The 24,069-nt window shown below is 56.9% G+C and carries 26 protein-coding genes and 1 tRNA gene; 9 read left to right on the plus strand and 18 right to left on the minus strand.

The annotated features are described in order from the left end of the window. Positions 1 to 2: 2 nt before the first annotated feature. Positions 3 to 524 carry a hypothetical protein gene (locus C7440_RS08150; RefSeq protein ID WP_116518128.1) on the minus strand — a complete coding sequence of 174 codons (522 nt, stop codon included), beginning with the start codon at positions 522 to 524 and terminating at the stop codon, positions 3 to 5. Positions 525 to 657: 133 nt separating this feature from the next. On the opposite strand from C7440_RS08150, the gene C7440_RS08155 reads away from it, so the two are divergent. From C7440_RS08155 to C7440_RS08170, 4 genes are all read left to right on the plus strand, one after another. After that, positions 658 to 1,878, plus strand: coding sequence for a hypothetical protein (locus tag C7440_RS08155; protein ID WP_116518129.1), 1,221 nt, complete (start codon positions 658 to 660; stop codon positions 1,876 to 1,878). Between the two features lie 186 nt (positions 1,879 to 2,064). Beyond that, positions 2,065 to 3,276 (plus strand): DNA cytosine methyltransferase, encoded by a 1,212-nt coding sequence (locus C7440_RS08160; RefSeq protein WP_116518130.1) that lies wholly within the window; start codon positions 2,065 to 2,067, stop codon positions 3,274 to 3,276. After that, positions 3,273 to 3,923: an Eco29kI family restriction endonuclease gene (locus C7440_RS08165; RefSeq protein ID WP_116518131.1), complete on the plus strand. Its 651-nt coding sequence runs from the start codon at positions 3,273 to 3,275 to the stop codon at positions 3,921 to 3,923. The genes C7440_RS08160 and C7440_RS08165 overlap by 4 nt, the downstream gene beginning before the upstream one ends. 52 nt (positions 3,924 to 3,975) lie before the next feature. Then, positions 3,976 to 4,737 (plus strand): GIY-YIG nuclease family protein, encoded by a 762-nt coding sequence (locus C7440_RS08170; protein WP_116518132.1) that lies wholly within the window; start codon positions 3,976 to 3,978, stop codon positions 4,735 to 4,737. Here C7440_RS08170 and C7440_RS08175 read toward each other — a convergent pair. Together C7440_RS08175 and C7440_RS08180 are read right to left on the minus strand one after the other, a co-directional pair. Beyond that, entirely contained in the window at positions 4,724 to 5,260 is a 537-nt protein-coding gene (locus C7440_RS08175) for a very short patch repair endonuclease (RefSeq protein ID WP_243410869.1), read from the minus strand. The two genes, C7440_RS08170 and C7440_RS08175, sit on opposite strands and share 14 nt — an antisense overlap. Before the next feature lie 460 nt (positions 5,261 to 5,720). Further along, positions 5,721 to 6,011, minus strand: coding sequence for an addiction module antidote protein (locus tag C7440_RS08180; protein ID WP_116518134.1), 291 nt, complete (start codon positions 6,009 to 6,011; stop codon positions 5,721 to 5,723). Between the two features lie 592 nt (positions 6,012 to 6,603). On the opposite strand from C7440_RS08180, the gene C7440_RS08185 reads away from it, so the two are divergent. Together C7440_RS08185 and C7440_RS08190 are read left to right on the plus strand one after the other, a co-directional pair. Next, the gene (locus C7440_RS08185; RefSeq protein ID WP_165832501.1) at positions 6,604 to 8,655 is read left to right on the plus strand and encodes an ATP-binding protein; all 2,052 of its coding nucleotides are present in this window, start codon (positions 6,604 to 6,606) and stop codon (positions 8,653 to 8,655) included. Continuing rightward, on the plus strand, positions 8,652 to 9,923 hold the full coding sequence (locus C7440_RS08190) for a PP_RS20740 family protein (RefSeq protein ID WP_116518135.1): 1,272 nt from the start codon (positions 8,652 to 8,654) through the stop codon (positions 9,921 to 9,923). The genes C7440_RS08185 and C7440_RS08190 overlap by 4 nt, the downstream gene beginning before the upstream one ends. An 18-nt stretch (positions 9,924 to 9,941) precedes the next feature. Here C7440_RS08190 and C7440_RS08195 read toward each other — a convergent pair whose 3' ends face one another. The 3 genes from C7440_RS08195 to C7440_RS08205 all read right to left on the minus strand — a co-directional run bounded on the left by C7440_RS08195 (position 9,942) and on the right by C7440_RS08205 (position 13,037). Next, a complete protein-coding gene (locus C7440_RS08195; RefSeq protein WP_207775390.1) occupies positions 9,942 to 11,060 on the minus strand; it encodes a DNA cytosine methyltransferase in 1,119 nt (372 codons plus the stop codon). A gap of 406 nt (positions 11,061 to 11,466) precedes the next feature. After that, positions 11,467 to 11,703, minus strand: coding sequence for a DNA-binding protein (locus tag C7440_RS08200; protein ID WP_116518137.1), 237 nt, complete (start codon positions 11,701 to 11,703; stop codon positions 11,467 to 11,469). Beyond that, positions 11,700 to 13,037 (minus strand): tyrosine-type recombinase/integrase, encoded by a 1,338-nt coding sequence (locus tag C7440_RS08205; RefSeq protein WP_116518138.1) that lies wholly within the window; start codon positions 13,035 to 13,037, stop codon positions 11,700 to 11,702. Before C7440_RS08205 ends, C7440_RS08200 begins: the two co-directional genes overlap by 4 nt. Before the next feature lie 120 nt (positions 13,038 to 13,157). Between C7440_RS08205 and C7440_RS19840 the strand changes: the two genes are divergently transcribed. The 3 genes from C7440_RS19840 (at position 13,158) to C7440_RS08215 (ending at position 15,065) form a co-directional block, all read left to right on the plus strand. Further along, positions 13,158 to 13,265: transfer RNA gene (locus C7440_RS19840), tRNA-OTHER, on the plus strand. A 111-nt stretch (positions 13,266 to 13,376) separates the two neighbouring features. Further along, positions 13,377 to 14,567 carry a tyrosine-type recombinase/integrase gene (locus C7440_RS08210; RefSeq protein WP_133244273.1) on the plus strand — a complete coding sequence of 397 codons (1,191 nt, stop codon included), beginning with the start codon at positions 13,377 to 13,379 and terminating at the stop codon, positions 14,565 to 14,567. Between the two features lie 9 nt (positions 14,568 to 14,576). Then, complete coding sequence (locus C7440_RS08215) at positions 14,577 to 15,065, plus strand: hypothetical protein (RefSeq protein ID WP_116518140.1); 489 nt, start codon at positions 14,577 to 14,579, stop codon at positions 15,063 to 15,065. Positions 15,066 to 15,118: 53 nt separating this feature from the next. On the opposite strand, the gene C7440_RS08220 is transcribed toward C7440_RS08215, so the two are convergent. The 12 genes from C7440_RS08220 to C7440_RS08275 form a co-directional block, all read right to left on the minus strand. Continuing rightward, positions 15,119 to 16,279, minus strand: coding sequence for a winged helix-turn-helix domain-containing protein (locus tag C7440_RS08220; RefSeq protein WP_116518141.1), 1,161 nt, complete (start codon positions 16,277 to 16,279; stop codon positions 15,119 to 15,121). An 11-nt stretch (positions 16,280 to 16,290) separates the two neighbouring features. Then, on the minus strand, positions 16,291 to 16,491 hold the full coding sequence (gene lysC / locus C7440_RS19735; RefSeq protein ID WP_133244274.1) for an Rz1-like lysis system protein LysC: 201 nt from the start codon (positions 16,489 to 16,491) through the stop codon (positions 16,291 to 16,293). Then, entirely contained in the window at positions 16,457 to 16,894 is a 438-nt protein-coding gene (locus tag C7440_RS08225) for a hypothetical protein (RefSeq protein WP_116518142.1), read from the minus strand. The genes lysC and C7440_RS08225 overlap by 35 nt, the downstream gene beginning before the upstream one ends. Next, positions 16,887 to 17,408, minus strand: a complete 522-nt coding sequence (locus C7440_RS08230) for an N-acetylmuramoyl-L-alanine amidase (protein WP_116518143.1) — start codon at positions 17,406 to 17,408, stop codon at positions 16,887 to 16,889. The genes C7440_RS08225 and C7440_RS08230 overlap by 8 nt, the downstream gene beginning before the upstream one ends. Next, positions 17,377 to 17,676 carry a phage holin family protein gene (locus tag C7440_RS08235; RefSeq protein ID WP_116518144.1) on the minus strand — a complete coding sequence of 100 codons (300 nt, stop codon included), beginning with the start codon at positions 17,674 to 17,676 and terminating at the stop codon, positions 17,377 to 17,379. The genes C7440_RS08230 and C7440_RS08235 overlap by 32 nt, the downstream gene beginning before the upstream one ends. Before the next feature lie 12 nt (positions 17,677 to 17,688). Further along, entirely contained in the window at positions 17,689 to 18,054 is a 366-nt protein-coding gene (locus C7440_RS08240; RefSeq protein WP_116518145.1) for a putative holin, read from the minus strand. Next, positions 18,054 to 18,707, minus strand: coding sequence for a DUF7338 family protein (locus C7440_RS08245; protein WP_116518146.1), 654 nt, complete (start codon positions 18,705 to 18,707; stop codon positions 18,054 to 18,056). The genes C7440_RS08240 and C7440_RS08245 overlap by 1 nt, the downstream gene beginning before the upstream one ends. A gap of 13 nt (positions 18,708 to 18,720) precedes the next feature. Continuing rightward, positions 18,721 to 19,101, minus strand: a complete 381-nt coding sequence (locus C7440_RS08250; protein ID WP_133244276.1) for a hypothetical protein — start codon at positions 19,099 to 19,101, stop codon at positions 18,721 to 18,723. Positions 19,102 to 19,103: 2 nt separating this feature from the next. Then, positions 19,104 to 19,721 carry a hypothetical protein gene (locus C7440_RS08255; RefSeq protein ID WP_116518148.1) on the minus strand — a complete coding sequence of 206 codons (618 nt, stop codon included), beginning with the start codon at positions 19,719 to 19,721 and terminating at the stop codon, positions 19,104 to 19,106. Beyond that, positions 19,718 to 20,782: a reverse transcriptase/maturase family protein gene (locus tag C7440_RS08260; RefSeq protein ID WP_207775391.1), complete on the minus strand. Its 1,065-nt coding sequence runs from the start codon at positions 20,780 to 20,782 to the stop codon at positions 19,718 to 19,720. Before C7440_RS08260 ends, C7440_RS08255 begins: the two co-directional genes overlap by 4 nt. Before the next feature lie 301 nt (positions 20,783 to 21,083). After that, complete coding sequence (gene avd / locus C7440_RS08270) at positions 21,084 to 21,485, minus strand: diversity-generating retroelement protein Avd (RefSeq protein WP_116518151.1); 402 nt, start codon at positions 21,483 to 21,485, stop codon at positions 21,084 to 21,086. A 1-nt stretch (position 21,486) separates the two neighbouring features. After that, complete coding sequence (locus C7440_RS08275) at positions 21,487 to 24,060, minus strand: glycoside hydrolase family 78 protein (RefSeq protein ID WP_116518152.1); 2,574 nt, start codon at positions 24,058 to 24,060, stop codon at positions 21,487 to 21,489. Positions 24,061 to 24,069: the final 9 nt, after the last annotated feature.

Below are 24,069 nucleotides of genomic sequence, written 5' to 3' on the forward strand. Positions count from 1 at the left end.
CATCACCGAACTGTTTTCACCGTTTTCCGTATCGACTCCGCATGATGCGGGCCAACTCCTATATCGCTCATCAACTGGAAAAAATCGTCCGCGCAGGCCGAACCCCTGCCCGTTGAGCGCGCAAGCCGGCGCGCCATCCGCGTGATGGGCTCCAGCTCGCCGCTGTAAAAGTGGGCCGGCTCCCCGACCGCTTCCGCCATCTCCGCCTTGACTTGATCGGGCAGATCGGCCCCATGGATGAAGTAGCGAAGATGCCTCAGGAAATTCCCGTGGCTAAATATCTCGGCGCCCGACGTGCCATTGCCGATGAAGACCTCCATCCTCGATTTTTTCCCGCCGTTGTACTCGGGATCGTCAAAATAGCGAAGACGGTTCGCGGGGATGGCCTCGCGCCGCAGCAACATTGGCGTCAGCTCCCCGGCCCGCTCACAAGCCAGACGCAATTCGTCATGTAAGCGCCAGCTAAAGTTGATGTCCCGCAGCAGTGCCGCTTCCTCAGCCGTCAATTCAATGGTTCCCAGCATTGCCCACTCCCGATTCGATTAATTAGATAGGCACTCCCGTTGCCCATGGATGCCGATCCCGTCTTCCGCATGCCACGCGGCATATAAACTAGGGCATACGCGATCATCATAACCGTCCACCGACTGGAGGCTTATGCATAAGACCACCACTTTTCCTCGACGGGAGCTGTATGACATGGTCTGGGAAACCCCGCTCACACGGTTGGCCGAGACCATCGGCGTCTCCGACGTCGCCTTGGCCAAATCCTGCCGCCGGGCGGGCATCCCTCTTCCCGGACGGGGATACTGGGCCAAGGCCGAGCGCGACCGTCCCCGCAGGCCGCCGCTACCCAAGCTGAAGGACGAATACTACGAAGTCATCCGCTTCCAGCTCGCCTCGACCAACGACCCCCACAATCAACGCAAGCTCAAGCCGGAGAAGGGCGAGCCGATCATCGTGCCGACCCGTCTCGACTCGCCACACCCGCTCGTCGCGCAAACCTTAAAGGCGGTGGGCAGGGCCAAAAGCGACCAGGGACATCTATCACCGCCTTCGGGACGCGCGCTGGACATCAGGGTCTCGCCGGGTTCGCTCGACCGGGCCGCGCGGCTCATGGACGCGCTGATCAAGGCCTCGGAGACCAGAAGACATGTGTGGCGGATCACGGAGAATGGCCCGACGGATGTGGAGGTGGACGGCGAGACCCTGCACATCCAACTCCATGAAAAACTAAAACGCCACGAGCTACCGCCGCCTTCCCGGCCCACCCGAGCGCGCGGGCCCCGCCCATGGGAGCCAGATCTGGACGCTTTGTTCGCCTTGAGAAAACAATTCGAATGGCGTCCGACCGGAATCCTGACCCTCGGCATAGACGGCCCCTGGCTCACCGGTTCGGTCAGAAAAAACTGGAACGACACCGAGCACGGCTCGCTTGATAACAAGCTGCATGAGGTTCTTGCCGGTCTGGCGCCCGCCGCCGCGGCCATCAAGGCCCATCGCGAGGAGTGCGAGCGCCGACGAAAAGCCGAGGAGGAGCGTGCCGCCCGCCGACGCGAGGAGGAGCGACGCGTGGCGCACCAGCGTCGCCTGCGCGCGCGGCTTGTCCGGGCCGCCGGGCAATGGGAGCGGGCGCAACGTCTGCGCGCGTTCCAAACGGCGGTCTCGGCCCGGTTGGACGAGCTCTCCCCGCCACAGCGGGAGAAGGCGGACACCTGGCTGCGATGGGTTGACGAGCAAATCGATAAGCTCGACCCGCTCCAAAGCGATCTATCCGGCCTAATCGATCTCGATCCACCGTCCGGTGATTCGTTCACGCACGACCCGCCAAACGGCGACGAGTGGGATTGGTGGTCAATCAATCGCCGCCGATACTGATTCAGCAGCCTCGCCTGCCGGCCCGCGCGGAGGTCATTTGAAGCTTTTGGATGGATTTGCCCCGGGCCTGACTATACTATCGGGTTGATACGGGTGCGCCGAAGGGAAACAAGTGTGTTTCGGCGGCGAGGGATTTGATAGAATACTGTTTTTATATACAGTATTTTGGTGATGGGAGGGCGCGGTATGAAATCGGTGGAGCTATTCGCTGGCGCGGGCGGGCTGGCCATGGGCTGCGAAATCGCGGGTTTCAACCATCTCGCAGTGGTCGAATGGGACAAATGGGCCTGCGACACCGTGCGCGAGAATCAAAATCGCGGTTACCCCCTGCTGGCCAACTGGGTGCTGCACGAGGGCGACGTGCGGACCTTCGATTGGAGCTCCGTTCCACCGGGCATTGACCTGCTGGCCGGCGGCCCCCCGTGCCAGCCCTTTTCCATCGGCGGCAAGCACAAGGCCCATGCCGACAACCGCGACATGTTCCCGGCGACGGTGGAGATCATCCGGCAACTCAAACCCAAGGCCTTCATCGTCGAGAACGTCAAGGGGCTGACGCGCGTCTCCTTCGCCAATTACTTCAGCTACATTCAGCTCCAACTGGAGTTCCCCGAGGTTCCCCCGCTGAAAAACGAGGACTGGTCCGAGCACCTCGCCCGCCTCCAGATTGAAAAAACGTCGGGCAGGCGCAAGGGCCGTGGACTCACCTACAACGTGGTGCCCACGCTGGTCAACGCGGCCGATTACGGCGTCCCCCAGAAACGCGAGCGGGTCTTCATCATCGGCTTTCGGGACGATCTGGGCATTGAATGGGCCTTTCCGGCGCCCACACACAGCTATGACGCGCTGCTGCGCGACCAATGGATAACCGGCGCCTACTGGAAGCGGCACGGCATGCGCATGCCGCCCGTTCCCCAAAAACTGGCAAACCGGGTGGCCAAGCTGCGCCAGACAGTGCTTTTTGACACGCTCGCCTGGCGCACGGTCCGGGACGCCATCCAGGGATTGCCCGACCCGCGCTCTCGCGCGGCGGCGCGGGTGCCCAATCATGTGTTCCAGGCGGGTGCGCGCAGCTACCCCGGCCACACCGGCAGCCCCTTGGACCTGCCAGCCAAGACGTTGAAGGCCGGCGATCATGGGGTGCCCGGCGGCGAGAACATGCTGGTTGGCGACGATGGCATGGTCCGGTACTTCACGGTGCGTGAAAGCGCCCGCATCCAGACGTTCCCCGACGGATTCCGCTTTCACGGCAGTTGGACCGAGACCATGCGCCAGTTGGGCAACGCCGTTCCGGTCCTGCTCGCGCAGCGCGTGGCCTCCAGCGTTGCGGAGCAACTGGCGCTGGCCGAGTTGCGGACCCTTGAAAAAATACAAAAAAATAATCGAAGGATGAGCGCGTGACAGCCAAGGTAATTCCATTCAATCCGCTGGACAAGAAGAACCTGGGCGCAAGCGTCGCCGAGGCGCTGCTCACCAAGGAGATACATCCGCTGGGCGAGGTTGCCTCCTTCGAGGGCGCGGGAATCTACGCCATCTACTACACCGGCGACTTCGAGGCCTATCAACCCCTGGCGCGGCTCAACCAGAACGACAAGTTTCTTTGGCCGATCTACGTCGGCAAGGCGGTGCCGGCCGGCGCACGCATGGGCGCCGGCCTGGAACTGGCCGCCGGCAAAGTCCTGCATAAACGATTGAAGGAACACGCCGACAGCGTCAAGGCCGCCGAGAACCTGGACATCAAGGACTTTCATTGCCGCTTCTTGGTGGTGGACGATATCTGGATACCTTTGGGCGAATCGCTTATCATTGCGCGCTTCACCCCCGTCTGGAACTCCCTCATTGACGGCTTCGGCAACCACAATCCCGGCAAGGGTAGGCACGCCGGCATGCGGCCACGCTGGGACGTTCTGCATCCCGGCCGTTCCTGGGCCATGAACCTGGCGGAGCGCCCCGAGACGCAGGCCCAAATCGGACAGGACGCAGCCACCTATCTGCGGACGCCACCCGCCTGTTTGTCGGGCCAATTCATCGAGGCCGAGGGAGCATGACGCCTAGCTGCTCCGTGGCTGACGCGACACCCCATCACCAAGCTGTTCGCCGATGAGTTACTTCGAGGATTTCGAGTTCGATCTGCCGTCCGCTCTGCTGGAGCGTCTGGTGTTGCTCTTTTCGAAGATGACGCCCGGCGCGTTGAATGACGAAACCGTGCAAGGCGTACCCGAGGCCCAGGGAGTTTATCAGCTATTTTTCAACAATGAGCTAGTCTACATCGGGAAGACTGACGCTGGTGCGGGCTTGAAGAAACGGCTGCTGCGCCATGCGCGCAAAGTCCAATCGCGGCGCAACCTGCCACCCGGGACCGTGACTTTTAAGGCCATCAGGGTTTATGTATTTACCGCAATGGATTTGGAGGACATGCTCCTCAAACACTATCGCGCGGACGGCCCTCACCCAGCATGGAACAACAGTGGCTTCGGTTCCAACGATCCCGGTCAAAAGCGTGATCAATCGGATCTAAAAGACCATCACTTTGACAAACTCCACCCTATTGACCTGGATGTAGCGATCACTCATCACTTTGAGTCTTTTCCGATCACTGCGGCGGACTTTCTAAAGTTCCTAAAGACCGAACTCACTTATACGATCCGATACCAAAGCACTGGGGGCCGCTCACGAAGAGCACACGCAGACTTGGTGGCATGTCAGATTGTGCTCACTGAAGCCACCAAAACGGTTCGCGAGTGGCTACGTCAAATAAAAGGAGCATTGGGAGCTAACTGGCAAATCACCGCCTTACCCGGCTATGTCCTTGTCTATAAGGAGAACAAACCGTACCTTCACGGTGAGATTATTGAGGGATAAGCGGGGACTGGGCCGGCGGGTCAAGAAAACGGGTGATTCGTTGCAAAACCGCATTCAAATCCCGTAGCTCGCACTCCCAAATCACCATCGTGTCCCAGCCCATTTCATGCAGCCGACGGCAATTGGCAGAATCCCGAGCCCTGTTCCCCTCCAGCTTGGCCGCCCAAAAATCCTCATTAGATTTCGGCATCCGTGACAACACGCAATGAGCGTGCCAATGCCAAAAGCACCCATGCACAAAGATCACCTTGCGTCGGCCGGAAAACACCAGGTCCGGCTTGCCCGGAAGCTTAGCTCCGTGCAAGCGATAGCGGTAGCCGGCACCGTGCACAAGTCGCCGAATCAACATTTCCGGGCCAGTGTTCTTAGATTTGATTAACGCCATGACCCGGCTTCGTTCTGAAACGCTGATCGTATCAGTCATCGAAATCACACTCGCTTTTTGTGAACAGGCGCTTGCGCCACCTATTAAGAGCAGCTTAGGAGACTTTACTGCTGGCCGATCAGCCAGGTTCTCAATCATACTCTGTCGTTAACACCAAAGATGTCGAACGCATGCTCGTGCCAACGTCAAGCTGGGTCCACTGCACCACAATAGGCAGCAGATGCGCAAAAACCTGCATTGGCAGAAATATATGGCTCTAATCGACTCGCACCCAGCAAGTAGGGCAAACGTCCAAGCGGCAAGGAATAGCCATTAGTTCCTGCAAACCAAACGAAACAAGGAATAGCTTTTTTGCTTTTGTTGGGAACGCCCCTCTTCGGGACATATGTACAGTGGCAGTGTATTTCGCGGTGGCTTGTGGGGGGAATCAATGGAGCCCTCGTTAGCGAGGCCGAACTAACGGAGAAAGGCGTCCGCCGCAATCTAGCATCCTTGGTGAGGATGGGCAAAGCCTCGGCCAGTTAATCCGATGTCATGACGCTCAAATAGCGACTTCCGCCGTTGTCTTTACCTCCATCACTGACGTCTCTTTCTATATCTAAATAGCTGACACGTTAAGTCGCAACCCCACTGCGTGAAGCACTTTATGCACGGTGGCAAGCGTCGGATTTCCCCGGTCAGACAATGCACGAAATAAAGTCTTCTCGCCTAATCCTGCCCGGCGGGCAACCTCCGCCATACCATGCGCCTTGGCAACTTGGCGCAGAGCTAAAAGCAAGGCGGCAGAATCGTCCAGCTCAATTATCGACTGCAAATAAGCAGCGGCCTCCTCTGGATCGCGCATAGCAGCGATGGTAGTTTGTTCATAGCTTTTATCTTTTGCATTCATAGCAGGCCTTCGTCCAACGAATCACGCAGATGGGCTAGTTTGGCTTCCACGATATCTCTGGGTTACTCATCGCAACAATATTTGCGCCATGCCGCCAATCTCAACCGTTGGCAGCCACTGCTTGAATCGTGATTAATCCAGGGCGTACCTTGGTAGCCCCGTTTCCGCAAGCGCCAAAGTGCCCGGGTTATTCATCTCGGCCAAGCCTACATTGAACGAAACCCCCACTCCCAGCAGCTTGCCCGTTACTTTGGCAATGGTATCCTAAACGATACCACGCAACGCTATCGACGGCTATTCCTACCCAGGAGACAGTCAGACGACGTGTGGCCAATCCCTCGCCAAGTCAGGTCATCCTGTGGTGCCAAAGACTATCTGCAAGCCCTTACCAACTCGATATCCCCCCTGCGCTCTCTTGTCGGTGTGGTGCTTTGCCCAATAACAGAAACTTCTGTTAACATTTTGATTCCGAGCTGACCCAGTAGGCCAACGCATGTATTTATGCGCATGCTGGTTGTCCCCGGAGGCGAAGAGGGCGCTGAAACAGGGCCGGTTACTATGAACATTCCTCCAGAGTAATTTCCCAAAGCCTATGAACAACGATAATTCTGCGCCTGAGTCATCTTCCGGAGCGGGTTCTGCAGAGATTCCCCTCATAGATGAAACCGATGAGTTGAAAACCTGGCTTGGCGATGAGTCAAACGAAGGACACGTTGTCCATACCCGACTGAAGACGAGCGATAGGGTAATAGCACGTGTGACAGACGGCATTTATCGCCAACCATCGTCAGCGCTGCGTGAACTAATTTCCAATGCCTGGGATGCCGACGCCAATGAAGTCACGGTCCTGACAGACGCTCCTCGTTTTTCACGTATTTACGTAAGAGACGATGGCATGGGAATGTCATACGAAACGTTATCCCGGCTTGTCCACTCCATCGGTGGAAGCGCAAAACGACAAGATGACGGTAAAAAACTCGGCGTGACATCTCCAGAGGACTCTGACCGCACGCCTGGCGGGCGCTTGTTAATTGGGAAGATTGGCATCGGTCTTTTTTCCGTAAGCCAATTGGCACGGCGCTTTCGCATCATCACCAAAGTCCAAGGGAACAATTATCGGCTTATAGCTGAAGTCCGCTTGCGGGCATACTCCGAAGATGATTGGGACAATGCAGATCGCGATGATGACGACCAGTATGTTAGTGGTGATGTACTCATAACACGTGAATTTTCCGCTGACACTGACGCGCACGGCACAGATATCATTCTTGATGACATCAAACCCAGAGTGCGTGACATGCTTCGCAGCGCGGATAGATGGCGCGCGCTTGATGACAAGCAAGAAGCTGAACAGTCCGGCGACCTGGATACGGCAACCAGCATCAGCGTTGTGGAACCAAAATTCCACGTCGGCTGGATCGGCGATCTCTCACAAAAGGAGGATCAGCCAGCGGTCCTGTCTCGTGATCCAGTATTGCCGTGGGATTCCGACGTGCCCGCTGATCAGCGGATGAATCGGCTGATTGATGCTATTGAAAATGAGTCTAAGAAAACCGAACGCCCCGACCTTGTCAAAACACTTGATCTGTATCTAGAGACGCTCTGGACTCTCGCATTATCTGTTCCGGTAGGATACGTTGACAAACATCCTTTCGACTTAACCGAAGACTCTGGCATAGGCCTGTATTGGATATCAAACGAAACCAGAGGCCAGGCCATGGAGCTTACCTTGTCGGGCTCCAAGACGGTTCGCGACGCCGTTCGTGAGCAGGTTTCAGGACATCCTGAATTGGAAGACGGGAAGTTAACGAAAGCAGGATCGTTCAAAGTGACCATTGACGGAGTGGAGTTAAAGCGCCCCATCCGTTTCAATTTTGTCAGGTCCACATCCAGGGGATTCGGCAAGCTCGTTCTTTTTGTGGGGCGATATGCGCCCAATTTAGATAAGGTAGATCCCGCCTTGCGGGGCGGGTCCTTCGGGCTCGAAGGATATTTACTTTGGAATGGCATGGTAATTCCAAAGGAGAACAATGGTGTTCTCATACGTATCCGAGGCGCTGCAGGTGCACTTTTTGACCAGACGTTTTTCAAGTACCAAGTCTCAGAACAAACCAGACTTCGTCAGATCACTTCAGAGCTTTTCATCACAAAGGGTCTGGATGCGGCGCTAAATATAGATCGTGAGTCCTTCAATTTCTCCCACCCGCATGTTCAATTCGTCGCCCTCTGGCTCCATCGCGCTATCAGGCAGCTTACAAATAAAGCAAAGGATCTCGGAAAAAAAGCCCGCGCAGAAAAACTCGAACAGGCGGCACACGAGAAGCGGGACACCATTACTCAGCAGTCGGAAGGGGTTTGGTCGGAGAAGAAGGGTGACGAGTTACCTCCCGATATAACCATCGCGGAAACTAGCGATGATGCGGAGTCTGCCCGATCCCAGGGGCACATGGCTCTGAATCGCGCGGATATACCAATATTGTCTGTGTCGGCACGGGCTCCTGACCGTTCGGATCGAGATATTAAGGCTCAAGCTTTGTTGCGTGTTCTCGCCGCCTACGGTGCACTTGACGACCGTTCTTATGAGGAGCAACAAGCGCTTGTCCAGGCCATTCTTCAAATTTTCTTGGAAGCTCCTGGTAAATGACCGGCAATAATCAAACCAATACGGGAAATGGCGATGGCGACGTTCAGGAAGAAGACATCCTAGCGGTGTATGGTACTCAGGACCCTGTCACCAATGATCTGATCCATTTCACAGAGCGCAAACGTAACTTTGCGCCGTGGCACCATCCCGTGAAACAGATTGTCCGGGATCGCCAATGGGCCACGCTAACCGAAAGGCTTATACGCGAGAGGATATCTTCCGGAGGGCCTCCGCAGGTATTAAGATATTTCACTCTTCCCGGGCAGGATTTACTCGATGTCAAAGTTCTCATAGAGGCCTGCACGCCATTTAATGTCAGAATTGAGTATTTTGGATTCAATTCAGCAACTGTGGGAGAAGAGGAAAGTGGCAATACCGACACGACCACGACGGGAAACGCCCCCTGGGTAATGACCGAGTCTGCCCTTCGCCAAGCAGGGCACATTACCTCGGAGGCAATCATTCACCCGGATCGGCTGGAAGATATCGCGTTGAACCATTCGCACGCCGCATCGCAGCTGCGAACCCGTGCAACCTTCGACGTCATTAATATTGACGCGTGTGATCATCTTGCATATGCCCCTGCTGGCCGAAACCACAGCACTTTTGACGCTCTGCAGGCTTTGCTTTGTCATCAGATGCCAGCGCAGAAACCATGGCTTCTATTTTTAACAACTCGGGTCGATCCTGATCTACTTGGACAACCCGGAATTAACTTTCAAAGTGCGATCAACCAGAACTTGGGAGTTTCCCAGAGTGGATTTGGGGCGGCATTGGCTGAATGCCTTGATGCCGAAGAATTAAAGCTCGCCACTGAGCTTAACACCACATGGCGTAATCATGACACACGCTTTCTCAAACTCTACAGTGTCGGCCTGGGCAAGTTTTTGCTCCAGTTTTTCTCTGGCCAACCAAATTTACCAGCCAACGTGGAGTTGGCCAGTGTTTACGCCTATCGCGTTCACAAGGACGAACCAGATATGCTTGCCTTAGCCTTCCGGATTATTCCGGACGGGCCGCGCGTATATCCTCCGAGCGTCGGGGGCGCGGCCGTCATACCAAATTTAGAGCCCGCTCGTGCGGTCCGGGTGGCTCAACGAGCTATGAGGCTTTGCGATATTGATGACGCTCTGGAGAAGGAGGATGATCTCCGTGAAGCTGCGATAGCAGGAACACAAAAATTACTTCAGGGATCCAATTATGATATCGATGAATGGCATAAATGGTTGGCCACCCACGATAAACGCCCATTGATTATAGGAGTCTGATTATTGATAGATATACCATCAATTCTCAAGGACATCAGCTTTACAGTTCTTTCCGACTTTTAGAGCTCTTTTAACCGCGCTGGCGATACTTTTTCCCAACGGCGGTGGAACAGCATTAGAGACTTGCTCCACTTGCTCAGAAAGATTCCCCTCAAGCACAAAGCTCTTAGGAAACCCTTGCAGCAACATGGCCTCATAAATACTTAAGCGTCTTGTTCCGTTCGGGTGGACATGAATTTCCCGATGCCCATAAGCCACCGTCGGGCTTGGCTGGTCCCACTCCAATCGCTTAAAGCTACGCCCATCAGAAAATGAAGCCCCCGGGTTCGAAAATTTCAATGACTTGGGGCGCATCGTCCAGTGGTTAGCGTGGACTGGGATATCCACTGCAGTCAATTTTCTATCAAAATACTTAGGAGCGGGCAACCCTTCTATCGCCTCCCGGACCGTTTTCTTTCCTGCTTTCCTGACAGGCCGAACAGCTGCATATCCTTGTCCATCGCGCATAGCAGAAAGAATTATCCGACGCCGGTTCTGAGGCACCCCGAAATCCAAGGAGCACAATTCTTTTTCTGTGACATCAAAATCGAGGGTTCTCAGCCCCTCGACCAGTTCCTTATACTTTGCGGCATGCTTTCTATCCCGGATGCCAAGCACATTCTCAAAAACTACAAACTCAACGGTATATTCTTGCTGCAGTCTTTCAACAATATCGAGATATAGTTTCGGCAGCTCATTTCGCGGGTCATCAGCAGAAGAAGCCGTGTTCGCTCTTGAAAAGCCTTGACAAGGAGGTCCACCAATCACGCCAATTCGTGCACCTACAGGCACAGACTCACGGACAAGCTCAAGAGTCCCAACTGGCTGAAGCTGGATTAAATCAGCCGCAACGCTGCGTGTCATTGGAAAGTTCCTCTTGTGAGTCCGTATTGCAGCTTCCGAAATATCTATAGCAAGTGCGACATGAAAACCTTCCTGGTGAAAGCCCCAGTCCAGCCCTCCCGCCCCCGAAAACAAACTAACGACTTGCGGCAAGGCTGGGTGGGTGTCCCGCTCTATTGCCAACTTTGAATTAGCAGCCCTATGCTTCGAGCCCGTTTTAGCAACTTGGCCCGCGATGAAAGTAGTGGTGTCCACTACGCGGCCTCCAGTGCTGCTACGGTACATATTAAGAGCGTTGGAATAATTGCGTCTCTATACATTTGACTTATCTCGCCATCTTCTGGCATAAACGAACGGGACACTGACAATGCCACAAAGTAATCTACGCGAGTTTAGCCTGAATGGGTACCTAGTACGCCCAGAAGAAGCGATGGCGCCAGCCAACCACCCCGCAAACGGATCTATCGCTGATAGCCAGAGAAGCTTTCATTTAGCATAGTATCTTGTAGGATACCATTTTGCATGTTTTTCCGACAGCTCATGGCAATGATCACTATCGTGTAGGCAGAGCGCCGCCAATCGATCCTCATAAAGCGGGTACTCCCTCCACGGACTGCACCGACACCTTGCTGGCAGGCCTTCCTACCCAAAACTTGACGGGTCAACATTCCTCACATTCGTCAATCAGGCGGGCGACATCGCTTGCACGAAAATATACACGCCGTCCAATCTTTCTCTTAAGTGGCCCCCATATCCGAGCAAATTCCGAGTTGCCTAACATCGCTACGCGCACCCCATCCCGACTACGTTTGAGAACATCTGACAGTTCATCGAGAGATAAAAGGATACCGTAGCGCTCAACCAACTGTTCTTCCGTCTTAGTTCTTGCAACTGTCATGACTGCTCCTCCTTCGACATTTCTGCGTGCTTGGTCCCGGGCGGAATCGCGCGGTCCAGCACCCGACGATGTCGATAAGGTTGGTACTTCCCCAAGCTAGTGCGTTCTCTTGCCTGATCAGTTGGGACTGGCACAATCTGTGATGCAACTCCCTCTAGACTTGCTCCAACCAGCTCCTTACGCAAGTGCGCCACGCGCTCAGCGGCCTCCCGCACAGGGTTATCTTCAGCATGCACGTACCGCATGAACATGGCAGCTGTTTTATGCGCCGTCAACGCCATCCCGATTTTGACGGACACACCTGAGTTGGCGATGTCGGTAGCTGCTCGATGTCGGATGCCGTGCGTGCCAACATGGGGAACCCCCGCACGCTCGAGAATTCGCACCCACCCGTTCTTATAGGTGCCCTCGGACATCGGCTGATCACCACGAAAGACACTCGGGCAGACATAAGGCGATCCTTTAATGCGCGGCGCCGAGGACAGAAGCTGATATGCATCTTCGCTCATGGGTTTGGAAATTTTCCCCGTCTTGCTGTCCGGCCACTCGACGCGGCGATTTTCAAGGTCTACCCATGCCCATTCCAACAGCCTGATCTCAGACATACGTGCTGCGAAGGAGAACTGCAGACGTATGCCCAAGGTCAGTAGCGGATGCTCCAGACCCTCCTGATCCGCACGATCCAGATATGCGTAGATGCGTACCAGCTCCTCATCGGTGATAAAGCGGGTCTTCCCCTTCTCTGGGTACATCGGTATATGACGGCAAGGATTCGAGCCATCCGGACGATAACCCCAGACCTCCGCCATGTTAAGCATCTTGCGCAGGCATGCAAAAGCCCGGTTGATCGTGGAAGGGATGCGCGAATAGGCGCGCATCATCTCGCTCACATCGGCGCGTGTCAGATCAGGCACCTTGATGCGGCCCAAAGTCGGAATGATGTAGCGATTGATATGGTCTTGGTAGGTCTGGACCGTGCTTGGCTTGTTGCGAGGCGTCGAATACTCCTCGATAAACTGCTTGCACAATTCCTTGACCGTCAACGCTCGGCGGGCCGCGACTTTTGCCGCACTGGGATCGTGCCCCTTGCGAATATCGGCAAGCCAGTCCCGTGCAATTTCGCGCGCCTGGTCAACGGTCAACTCCCCAAAGCGGCCGATGGTCGGCTTGCGACGCTCACCCGCATTTGTGCGATACTGAAGGGCAAATATCTTCTTGCCCTTGGTGGTGACTTTGCAGACAAAGCCAGGAACGAGCGTGTCACGCAGTTCGTAATCCTTGCCAGCCGCTGCAGCGGTTTCCACAACGGTTTTGGTTAGCTTCAAAATAGCCATAACGCCTCCTGTAAATGACGATTTCTAGGAACCAAATAGGAGCCAAGAGAGAGCGAAACTCACCCTAAATCGTCCAACTACAGCGTAATGCTAAATTGACCCGACCCTCCGGAAAACCAAGCCTGGCGCGGCTTAGCGGGTTCCAGCGGGTTTTATCATCTCAAATTTTGGCATTCTCAAAATCCCCCGCCGCAAGGCGTGCCGGTTCGATTCCGGCCCCGGGCACCATTTCAAAAACAGCGAAACCCCTATAAGCGATTGATTTATAGGGGTTTTCTGTTTCTTACGGCTGTCATTCTTGGGGACGCAATAAGCCGAAAACGGTAGAAATCTTCCTATGTGGAATATTTGAATGTCCCCAGGCTGTCCCCTATACTTGTCCCCAAGATCACTACAGGGGCCGTCAAAATGGCATCATATGAACAGCGCGGATCATCGACGCGCGCCGTGGTACGCCTGCCAGGCGGAGGGAAAAAAACCAAGACTTTCGACACCAAGCGCGAAGCGCAGGCGTGGGCGGAAGGAATGGAGAAGAAAAAGCTCATAGGCACGCTCACGTCCAGCAAGTCAATAACGGTCGGCGACCTCTTCGAGGCCTACATGCCCATAGCCGAAAAGGAAGACGGCGGGCGCTGGAACAAGCTTCGGATCATGAAGTGGCTGGAAGACAGGATATTGTGCAAAAAGCCCCTGCCCGAGGTCATTACCCATGACATTGACGAATGGATTGTCCGGCGGCTGGATATTCCGAACGAGCAAACCGGAGAGCCAATATCTGGCTCTACAGTGAACCGCGAACTGAACCTCATGAGCGGCGCTTTCGCCTACGCCATCAAGACGCGCAAGTGGATAAAAGAGAATCCCTGTCACGGGGCGAACCGCCCGGAAGACAACCCCAGCCGGCGCAATAAACCGCTTCTCACGGCAGATCAGATCAAGGAAATCCGAATCACGACCGGGGTTGATGCAGATCCGAAGCTTGAAACCATCACGGCCCGGGTTGGGGCAACATTTTTGCTCGCCCTTGAAACGGGAATGCGCTCGGGCGAGATACTGCGGCTTAGGCCTGAGGACTACCAAAAGAAGAAGCGCACCGTCCACGTCCGGGCCATTGAAAAAGGCGGAAGAAAGGGGGCCAGAAGCGGCAGGAACACCACCACGGCAGCGCGCAACGTTCCCCTGACGGCCAGGGCAATCGAGCTGCTAGACCTGCTTCTGAAAACCATGCCGGCGGATCAAAAGCCCCGCCCGGAACTTGGGTTTTCGTACCCGCCATATATAGTTGGCCTCAACGACAGGCAGCGCGACGCGAACTGGCGCAAGGCGCGCGACAAGACCTCTATCGAGAACCTGCACTACCACGACACCAAGCATGAGGCCGCTACCCGCCTTTCTAAGTTCCTCGACGTGCTGGCCCTGTCTCACGCCATCGGCACAAAAGACCTGCGGCTGCTGCGCGACACCTACTACAACGACGACGCCGAACAGGCCGCATCGCTGCTTCCTGAACGGCTCGCGATTCACGCATAAGGCATTGAAATGACTGAAATACCAATGGATGAAATGCAGGCTGACATACTCGCCTCTATCAATAATTTTGCACTCGGTCGGCCCGTGAGGAATTCGACCCTGGCCGAAGTCAGGGATATTGCCAGAACGTACTTCCGAGACCGCTACGCAAGGGGCGAGTTTTCGTTGATATTTGATGGGGCTATGGTCACTGGGATCAAGGCCAAGCTTGGGGATACGCCGGACAAGCTTGATTTGTCCTATGAAACGGATTTTTTCCCGCGCGCCAGGTACGCAGGGCAATCCGGCGACTGCATCGTGCTCGGCTTCCACGGCAACTACGACCTGTACTACGCCGCCCAGGGGGATTTGCCCGGTACGCTGGTTGCCCGGTACGGGAATAGTGGCGCGGACTATGAATCAGCAAACCCGTGGTTGCTGTCGTGGGAACAGGTGGCTGAATCTGGAGCGCATTTTCATGAGGCGCTTCGGCGCGCAAAGACCCTCGGATGCATATAGATTGAACCGACGCTCCAAAAGCCCACGGCATAGGCCCGTGGGCTTTTTTCGTTTCAGGCCATCATTTCGGGCGTAACAGTGGTGCGCGCCACTTCCCCGAACTTTGAATGGTAGGTCATGGCCGTTACCTGGCGCTCGGCCAGCCAGCCGCCCCGGGCCGCGTAGGCGTCGCGCGCGGCCAGCGTCGCATGCTGGTGAACGATCATCCCGCTATGCTCGCGCTCTTCGACGTGGTGCCGGTGTCCGGTGTGGGCGTAGCGCTTGCGGGTGCCGCCCCATATCTTCGGGAACTGGGCGGCAAACAACAGGGGTAGCTGGTCGTTCTTGCGAAGGTGGCCGTGGTGGAAGGCCAGCATCGTTTCGCCGTGCTGGTACGTGTAATACGGCAACTCGGAATCAATGACGGTGATACGCGGCTCGTTCTCGTAGATGGCCTTGAACATGTGCCGCAACCAGACGCTTGAGGCCATGTCGTGATTCCCCTCGGCCAGCAGGACGATGACATGCTCATGCCTGGACAGGGCAAAATCCACCACGCGGCGCAGTATGCGGATAGCCACGGCCACCATTTTCGAGAACCGGCCATCGGCGTCAACGATATGGCCGCTGGTGGGCGTGACGGGCGCGATCCCATCCCAGTGCAGGAAGTCGCCCAGTTGGTTCACAACGCAGGACGCCGCCGGCGGGCTATGCATAACCATGTGCTCAAAGCATTCGGTCAGCGTGCGCTCGGCGATCTTCATATCCCAGTCGTCGCCACCCTCCTTGTGCCAGGCCAGCATGCCTACGTGGCTGTCCGTCAGCGTGTACAGGTTGCACAGGTCGGCCACCAGGGTACGCTTAGGCCCGGCCACGGGGCGAACGCGCGGTAGCTCTTCGGCCAGCGCTTCCATGGCGGCGCGCTTGGCGGCCTGCAGTTTTTCGTCGTCAAGGCTGGACTTCACCCATTGCCCGGTGACTTTGCCATCCTTGTTGTAATAGGTGCTGACGCCCTTTGCGATATGCGTATCCGGTACGGCCCGGGTCATGTCGTGGGCGGGCGAATAGCCGTGTATGGCGGCCATGGTTCGGACACGATCCATGCCCTTGTCGATGGTTCGGCGGCTGATCCCCATGGCCTTGGCGGCCTTGTTGTTGCTTCCGTGCTTGATCACGGCGTCGATATACTCGGCCTGCCTGGGCGTGGCCCACTTTTTCAACTCTACGTCAATCATTACAGCCCCACTCAATCGCAACGGTTACGCTCTTCGTCCGGCGCGTACACGCGTTGGGCGGCCCAGTCACGTAGCGCGGCCTTGTCGGCATTGGACTGCCGCACCACGCAACGCAATTCGGCGTTCAGAATAAGCAGATTACGGTTCTTGTTGCCTTCCAATACAGGCTCGGGCCGGTCAGCGATCAGCGCCGCCGGCGGCGTCTCCCGCACGATCTTCGGCGGCTCCGGTGCTATGGTGCGGGTTGCCCCACAGCCTACCAATAAGAGCGTCAGGAATAGGCATATCAGCCCACGCGGAAGATTGCGGATCATTATTCATTACCTCGTTCAAATCAATGCGCAGGGCCGACAATTGACGCTGCATGTCGTTATCTTCCGCCATGCGGGCGGCCACAGTCGCCTCGGTTTCCGATTGGCGGCGGCTCATTTCGTCAATGGCCTTCTGAAAGCCCGTCAGCTTGCCGGCCAGTTCGGTTACGCGGGTCTCTGCCGTCTCCGCACGCTTGCGCGCGTCGGACACTTGGCCCCATAGGAGCCATGACAGGCCAGCCAGCGCGGCAATCACCAAGCCGCCGGCGGCGTAGGCCTTCCAGCCAGTGATTTTGCTAAGCATCGGCGGCCACCATCAGGACGTTGGCGACTTCGCGCGCGACAAGCCATTTCTTGTCAAGGTATCGGCGCAGGTCATCCGGGTTGCTGATGAAGAAAAGCTCAAGGATGATGCCCCCGGCGCGAACGTAGCCAAGCCGCGAGTGCTGGCCAGAACCTTCCCCTTTCGCGCCACGGTTGACGATGCCTAGAACATTCGCCACGGCCTCGCACAGTTTGGCCCCCAACGCCTTGTCCTTGTCTTGGCTCAAGGTCTCCACGCCGGTCGCTGACGGGTTCGTGAATGCGTTGCAGTGGAATTCGACCGCGATGTGCCGGGGCTTGATCAGCTTGATTGCAGCGTTCAGCGACAGGTTTTCATTTCCCTCGCCATCGGTGCGAATATCGGCGGCGGCCTGCCGAAGATAGTGGGCAACCATGTTGCGAAAATCCGTGACAATGTGGGCCTCGGTAACGACGCCGTTTGTTGCGCCGGGATCTACGTTGCTATGCCCCGCCGTGATGACGATAGTGCTCATGAGTGCATTTCCTTACTATGGCCGCGCAGTTGCCCCGCGCGCGCCAGACCAGCGCTGATACAACCAGCGAAACAAGTGCCGCCCAAATTGACGTTGATGTGAGATTGAAGGCCAGCGCCAGCAGGTATACGCCGGACGCGACAAGCAGCAGGTAGGCAAGCAAGGACGCGCCGAACTTATAGCGTGATCCCCCTCGCCGGTAACTGATCAGCCTGATTAGCGTCAGAACATTCGCCGTGATGGCAATGAGCGCGATGATCATGTCCATGCTTGCCGCCCCTTACTTTTTGAAGGCGGCGATGATGGCCGCCCAGGTGGCCGCCACGTCCATTGTCTTGATTCGGTCGATAACGGTGAGCGTGGTATGCACCACCAGAGCCGATACGATGTAGGCAATGAAGAGCGGGTTCTTCAAAGGAGAAAGCGCGGCAACGTCCGGCACAGCCGCGTACCCAACTACCAGCGACACCAGCATGTAAGCCAAGCGCCGCCATATATCGGTGTCCTTCGCCGTCAGGGCGAAAGTGACAGACCCGGCAAACGCCCCGATAACAGCCAGAGGGTCAAGCCTGGTGAACCAAGCGGTCGCCCCTACCGTTGCCGCAACAATGCCTGCCGCGATGCTTGTTGAGATTGGCTCGGACATTAGGACGGCTCCTTTTTTGCGTATTGCTTGAACGGTGAAATTCGTGCGGCCAACATGGCCTTGTTTTGGGGGTCGCCATCCCACGGGATTTTCCAGCCGAGAACCACCTCAAGGCATCGCTGGCCGTAGAAATACCATTGCCACTGAAAGAGCCATGCCACGCGGCCACGCCCGTTTACGGCAGTCCACCAGCTAAGGCAGGGATAGCCGCTATCCCACTTGTCGTCTTCGTCGCGGTGCCTGATGACCTTCTTGACGCCGGTTTGATCGAACCCAACAAGGCGGGCAAAGCCGTAGGCCGGGTTGCGCCAGAGCCATGCAACGCGGCAGACGTAGCGAAACCACGACTTGCTGTCGTAGTCGGCCTGGGTGAATGATGCAAAGCGCTTGATGCCCCGATACTTGCCGCTGTACCACCACGCATCGGCGCAATCGTCATGCGTGGAAAAAAGGCGGAACAGCGGAATCAGGAACTCGCGCATCTTGCCCGGGAACTGGCTTGGGTAGCCGGTCGTAGCATTCTCTTCGGCCATGACAACAAAGCACGGGAGCGCGATGATTGGGCCGACGATGAACGTCAGGGCCTTCATCAGCACCAAGAACAGGTAGCAAGGGATGAAGCGAATGAATGAGGCAAAGAGTGCGCGAGACATGATTTTTTGAGCCTTACTTTTTGGCGCGCCTTTTGCGCCGGGTGTTGGTATTATTGGCCCCCTTCGAGTGCCGAATCTGGCACTTTTTCTGTTCTTCGACCCATGCGTTCAAACAGTGATTGGTTTGCCCGTCCAGCACGAAAAACAGCCAGTCAATGAATTTGACCAGTCGCCCGTAAATGGCCTTGTCTCGCATTCGCCAGCAGCGCGAAGAGAAAACCTCGTCTTCGTCGCCGCCGGCGGCCACGTTGCCAAGCTGATCAAAGCCAACAGCCAGACGCCAGCCCCGCAGGCCCGAACCGAATACCGCCGACAGCGGTATTGCGGCCAGAGACCACAGAGAGACCAGCAGGCAGGCCAGCCAAATGAGCATCCAAGCCGCTACCTGCCTCATGACTACGCTCCCATCTGTTCATCAAACAGCGCCTCGAAGGAAGGCACGGCCAGAACATCGTCATGCGTTTCGGCTGCATCAAGCAGGTCTTCGACGCGCTGGCGGATGCCGATGATTCCGCCCGAGGCGACGGCGTACTGCTCGGTCTTCTGCAGGATGCGGGTCGCCAGGTCTTCGCGGCCCACGCTGCGCGACGCGGCAAGCGCATCAATCAGCGGCGTGCTTGCCGTGGTGGGGTTGTTGATAAGGTCTTCGGCTTCCTTGACCTGCTGGGGCCAACTGGACACCTCGCCCTGGGGGTAGCTCTTGGACAGCAGCGCAAGGAAGCGCTCCGCCGCCTGATTGGCCTGGGCCAAGCGTTCGCCCTTGGACTGGCTGATGATGGCTTCATCGCTGGCTTCCAGTTCCAGCATTGCGACAAACTGGGTTTGCGCCGAGTCGCAGGCGGGAATGGTTGGCACGCCGCCCTTGGGCTGAACGTCCACGAAGTAGCCGGATGCTGAATAGTCGGTCGGAACCGTCCACACGCGGACTACGGCGTCTTTCGCCAGCTTGGGCAGTTCCTGAATCTGCTCACCATTGGCAAGCAGGACGTGATTTTGAATGGTGATAGCGTTCATGGTGCATAGCTCCGGGTGAGGGTAAAGTCAGAAAGGACGCCGGCAACCGTATCGGCGGCCTGGCAATGCTTTGCGTAGGCCAAGAAACTGGCTACGCGGGGTTGGATATAGTCGAGACCGACGATGCCGGCGCGGTATTGCTTCGCAAGCTTGCGGAACGCGATACGCGCCTTTTTGATGTTTCGCTTGCGCGGCAACATGTGCGTAGACCAGGTTCGATAGCCGGCGAAATCGACGCCGCGCGAAGCCGGGAAGTAGCTGGTCTTCGGGTTCAGGCGCAGGTTGAGCGCTTCGACTTCATCGGCCACAAAAATCAGGATCATTTCGGCGGCCCGCTTGTTGGGCGCAACGATGATGAAATCGTCCATGTAGCGCACGTACATGCCGATGCCGGCGTAATCCGTCACGGTATGGTCGAGCTGATCCAGCATGATGTTGGCTGAAAGCTGACTTGTGAGCGCGCCAACAGGCAGGCCCACGCCGTCATCGTGGCCGTAGGCCGCCGTGATCGTTCGCCACAGATTCAGCGTGTCGCGGCATGAGATAACTTTCTCGATGGCGCGGAACAGAATCGCATGATCAATGCTGGCGAAATACTTGCTTATGTCCGCCTTGATGACGTACGGATGCTCGTACCGGCGCTGGGCCTCGCGCAGCATCTTTTGCAAAGCAAAGACGGCGCGCTGTGCGCCCTTGTCGTGGCGGCAGGCGTAGCTATGGTTGATGAACCGTTTTTCGAATAGCGGCTCCACCACGCTGAACAGGGCATGATGAACAATCCGATCCTTAAACGGCGGGGCCTGAATGTTCCGCTGCTTCGGCTCCATGACGCGAAACTCGCGCGCGATGCCGGGTTGCCATGACTTCCAGATCAGGTGGTTGTGGATATTGATCAACCGCTCTTCAAGGTTTGCGCTGAACTGCGAGACCTCGCGGTGATACCTCTTGCCCATTCGGGCCGATAAATACGCCTTCCAAAGATTATCGAAATCAATCACACTGCTGTACAGATTGTTGTACGTCTTTGCCACTGGTGAACCTTGGTGATACTTGTGTTGCATAGGTGCCACCAGCCACGTTCCCGCTGGTATCCCGGTACTTGCCGCTGGTGACTTTTTATCTTCGTCGCGCCGATGGCGGCGCGTCTGGACAACCGCTCCGAAGGATAGGTACTGGAATGCGGCCCGTGAGCCGCAAGCTTCTGACCGTGAAAATCGTTCGCGAGGCGAGCGCCGATGTTCGTGTTCGAGTTGGACGCGGGGTTGTTGAGGTTCAGGCACCACAGCCCCGCATTGGACGCGTTCGTCCAATTCCCGCCCACAATCGAGAAAAACTCGCACTATCAAGCGATTGCCCATACCGCTATCCCGCCGATCTAAGCCAGCCACCAACCATGCGGCCAACTTCATTGACGTGATTCATCCACGTTGCATACTTGTGCGGGTTGATGTATTCCAAGCGCAGGCTCTTGGTGAGCCATTTGCGCAAGACTTCCACCTCTACGTCCAAATCCTGCAACGTGGTTTTTTTGTGATACCGCTTCCATCCCACAATCGTCAGGCGCTGAATGATGTTCATCGACGCTTGAATCTGCGAACACAGCAAATGCCGCTCTATCCGTGGATATTGCTGCAATGCCTTATGCGTGTACGTTTCCAATTCCTCAAGCTTTGCCAACAGTGCTTCATGCGGCGTTGGCTGCTTGTGAGATTTGGATTGGAGCGGGCTTTCGCCCGCCCCTTCGTGACTCAAGGGGCTAGACACATCACACCTTCGCGAGGCGAGCGCCGAGGCTCGTGCTCGAGTAGGACGCGGGGTTGCTGAGGTTCAGGCACCACAGCCCCGCAGGGGACGCGTTCGCCCAATTCCCGCCCACAAGCGAGAAAAACTCGCCGGCGCTGTTGAAGTATTGGTAGTCCGGTGCCGTGGCGTCGGTGTTGGTGGTGGGGCCTGTCTTGGCGATGAACACATCATCCAAGTCGAACCCTTCGCCCGAGGCGTCCATGAACGTAGTCGGGTAGGTTGCGCCCGTCATGTTCGGCGGATTCTGTCCGGTGGGAATCCATGAGCGGTTGCCGTCGCGATCCCACAGGTGAACCACGCCGTTTACCAGCTTCAAGCCATCCATCCAGCCCCAAACGTTGCCCCACAGGCCAGTAATGCCCCGATAGGTCGCCTGCATTACGTCAGCGGCGTCCACGTTGGCGGCGCTGCTGGTGTTGACGCGGCCTTGCCCGGTCTTCGTCTGGCTGTCCATCGTGGCGTTTTCGACCAAGTACAGCCACTGGATGGCGCTCCACATGTAGACGTTCCACAGGCCAAAGCCAGAGACGCCCGACACGTTGCGCGCTTGCGCGTCAGCCTGGAACTGAGTCAAGGTGCGGCTGACAGTCGGCAGTACGCCAGGCTTGGAATCCAGCTTGCCGCCGGTCATGCTGGCCTGATACTTGCCTACATAGAACTGGTCAATATCAGTGCCGTAATGGCGGAACGCGGGGTGCAGCGTGTAGCCTTCCAGGGCTTGGTCAGAGATCCACCATGCCGTTTTGCCGTTGTTCGCACCGCCAGAAATCACAGCCTTGCGGATATAGAACTTCGGTATCTTCATCATCGTCTGACCGTCGATCAGAACTTCTTGGATACCGCCCCAAATCGGGTGAGAGTTGAAGAAAGAAGCGCCAGGCGCAGCAACGGTATTGCCGTCTTCATCGACGTAGCCCCAGGCCCCGCCGTTTCCGCCCGTTGTCAGCAGCACCACGCCGGAGACGTTGGCGAACGCCGCCTTGGTGGTGATCTTCACTTCGGCGGAATACTCCGACCAGCCGCGCGCCGTGCCTTTGTGGCGGGCGCGAATGAAGTAGACCGTGCCGCCGGCTTCCAATTCGTTCGCGGGAACAACCCGGGAAAGCAGGTTTACCGCGTCTTCACCAGAATCCCAAACAGGGGTAGCCCATGTGCCGCCCGCTGCGCGGATTTGCCACTGGCTGGCCGCGTGCGTGTCTTCGCCGCCAACCGTTGAGAATGAGCCGGTTTGAAGCGTGGGGGTTTCGCCCACTTCGGTTGCATTGTTGGCGGGGGATACGAGAGTAGGAGCCGAAACATAGGAGAAAGACGAATCAGTGGTAAAGCTGGTGGCAGCGCTCCAGTCAGACCAAAGGCCGGACGAATCCATGACGCGAGCGCGGACGTAGTACGTGGTGTCAAGCTGCAGGACGGCGGCAGGCATCGAGTACGACAGGCCGGCGGCCTGGGTGCCGGAATCATGGAGAACGGCCAGGAAGTTCGAGGTCGTGGAGACTTGGAACTGAATGCCGGCCTGCTGGGTGCCGCCCGGGCTGGTGTAGTCGATGATGGCGAGCGTGGGCCGCTCCATGATCCCCGTCGCCCCATTGCCGGGCGCGGTGATAACGGGCATCGTCGGACGCATTTCGGGATTGGCAAAGCCGCCCAGGCCGGTAGCCGCCGACATGGAAACGATGTGCTGCAGAACCATCGGTTCGCCTTCCACGTCCACGCGCAGGTAGCCGTCGCCGCGCATAGGCAGGGCGTATTCGTAATCAGCGAAGCCGGCGGGAATATCGCCGCCCTGGCGACGCATCGACCACTTGCGCTCAACCCAGTTGGGATTCAGGCTGTCACGGAAGTACAGGCGCGCCAGGCCAGAGTTCAGCGTACGGCGAATGACGACCGCGCCGCCCTCTGCATCGCTTCCGATATTGACGGGCTTGGACAGCCAGATATTGCCAACATCCGCCTCCGCGCGGATCGACGGAATGATATTCATCGAACAGCGCGAAATGGTGCCGCCTTCGAAGTTTCGCGGCAGGTTGGAGTGCAGCCGCAAGCGGAACTCCGACAGGATGGCCTGGACGCGGATCAGAACCGAACCCGATTCATCGTGCAGCACGTAGTAATCGCCCACGGAAATACCGGCGGTCGATTCAACGTCTACGGAGTCGTCGCCGGAAACGCCTTGCGTGATGGCCGCGCCCTCGAAGTTGATCAGCGTGAAGCCCGGCCCCCACAGTTCCAGCGCAATGCGGTTATCACGGTACAGCCAATCGAGCGACACAGCCCGCTGAACGGATACCGCGCTGGTGCCGGAAATGCTACCGAATTCGGACTCCATCATGCCGAGGGCTTCGGCGATCTTGGTTACGCGCGCGCCGAGGGTAGGCTCACTACCGCGTGCCGTTTCGAGTTCGCTTTCAACGCCCTCTTGCCGACCATCAAGGCCCGCAAAGTTTTCGTCAATTTCAGCGTAGCGGGTATTCCAAAGAGCGGGAACCGCATCGGGTTCGTCATTTGGAATAGGCGTGATTTTTTCGTGGGTTAGCATTTAAGCTCC

This window comes from Pusillimonas noertemannii (assembly GCF_003096595.1).
Taxonomy (GTDB): domain Bacteria; phylum Pseudomonadota; class Gammaproteobacteria; order Burkholderiales; family Burkholderiaceae_B; genus Pusillimonas; species Pusillimonas noertemannii.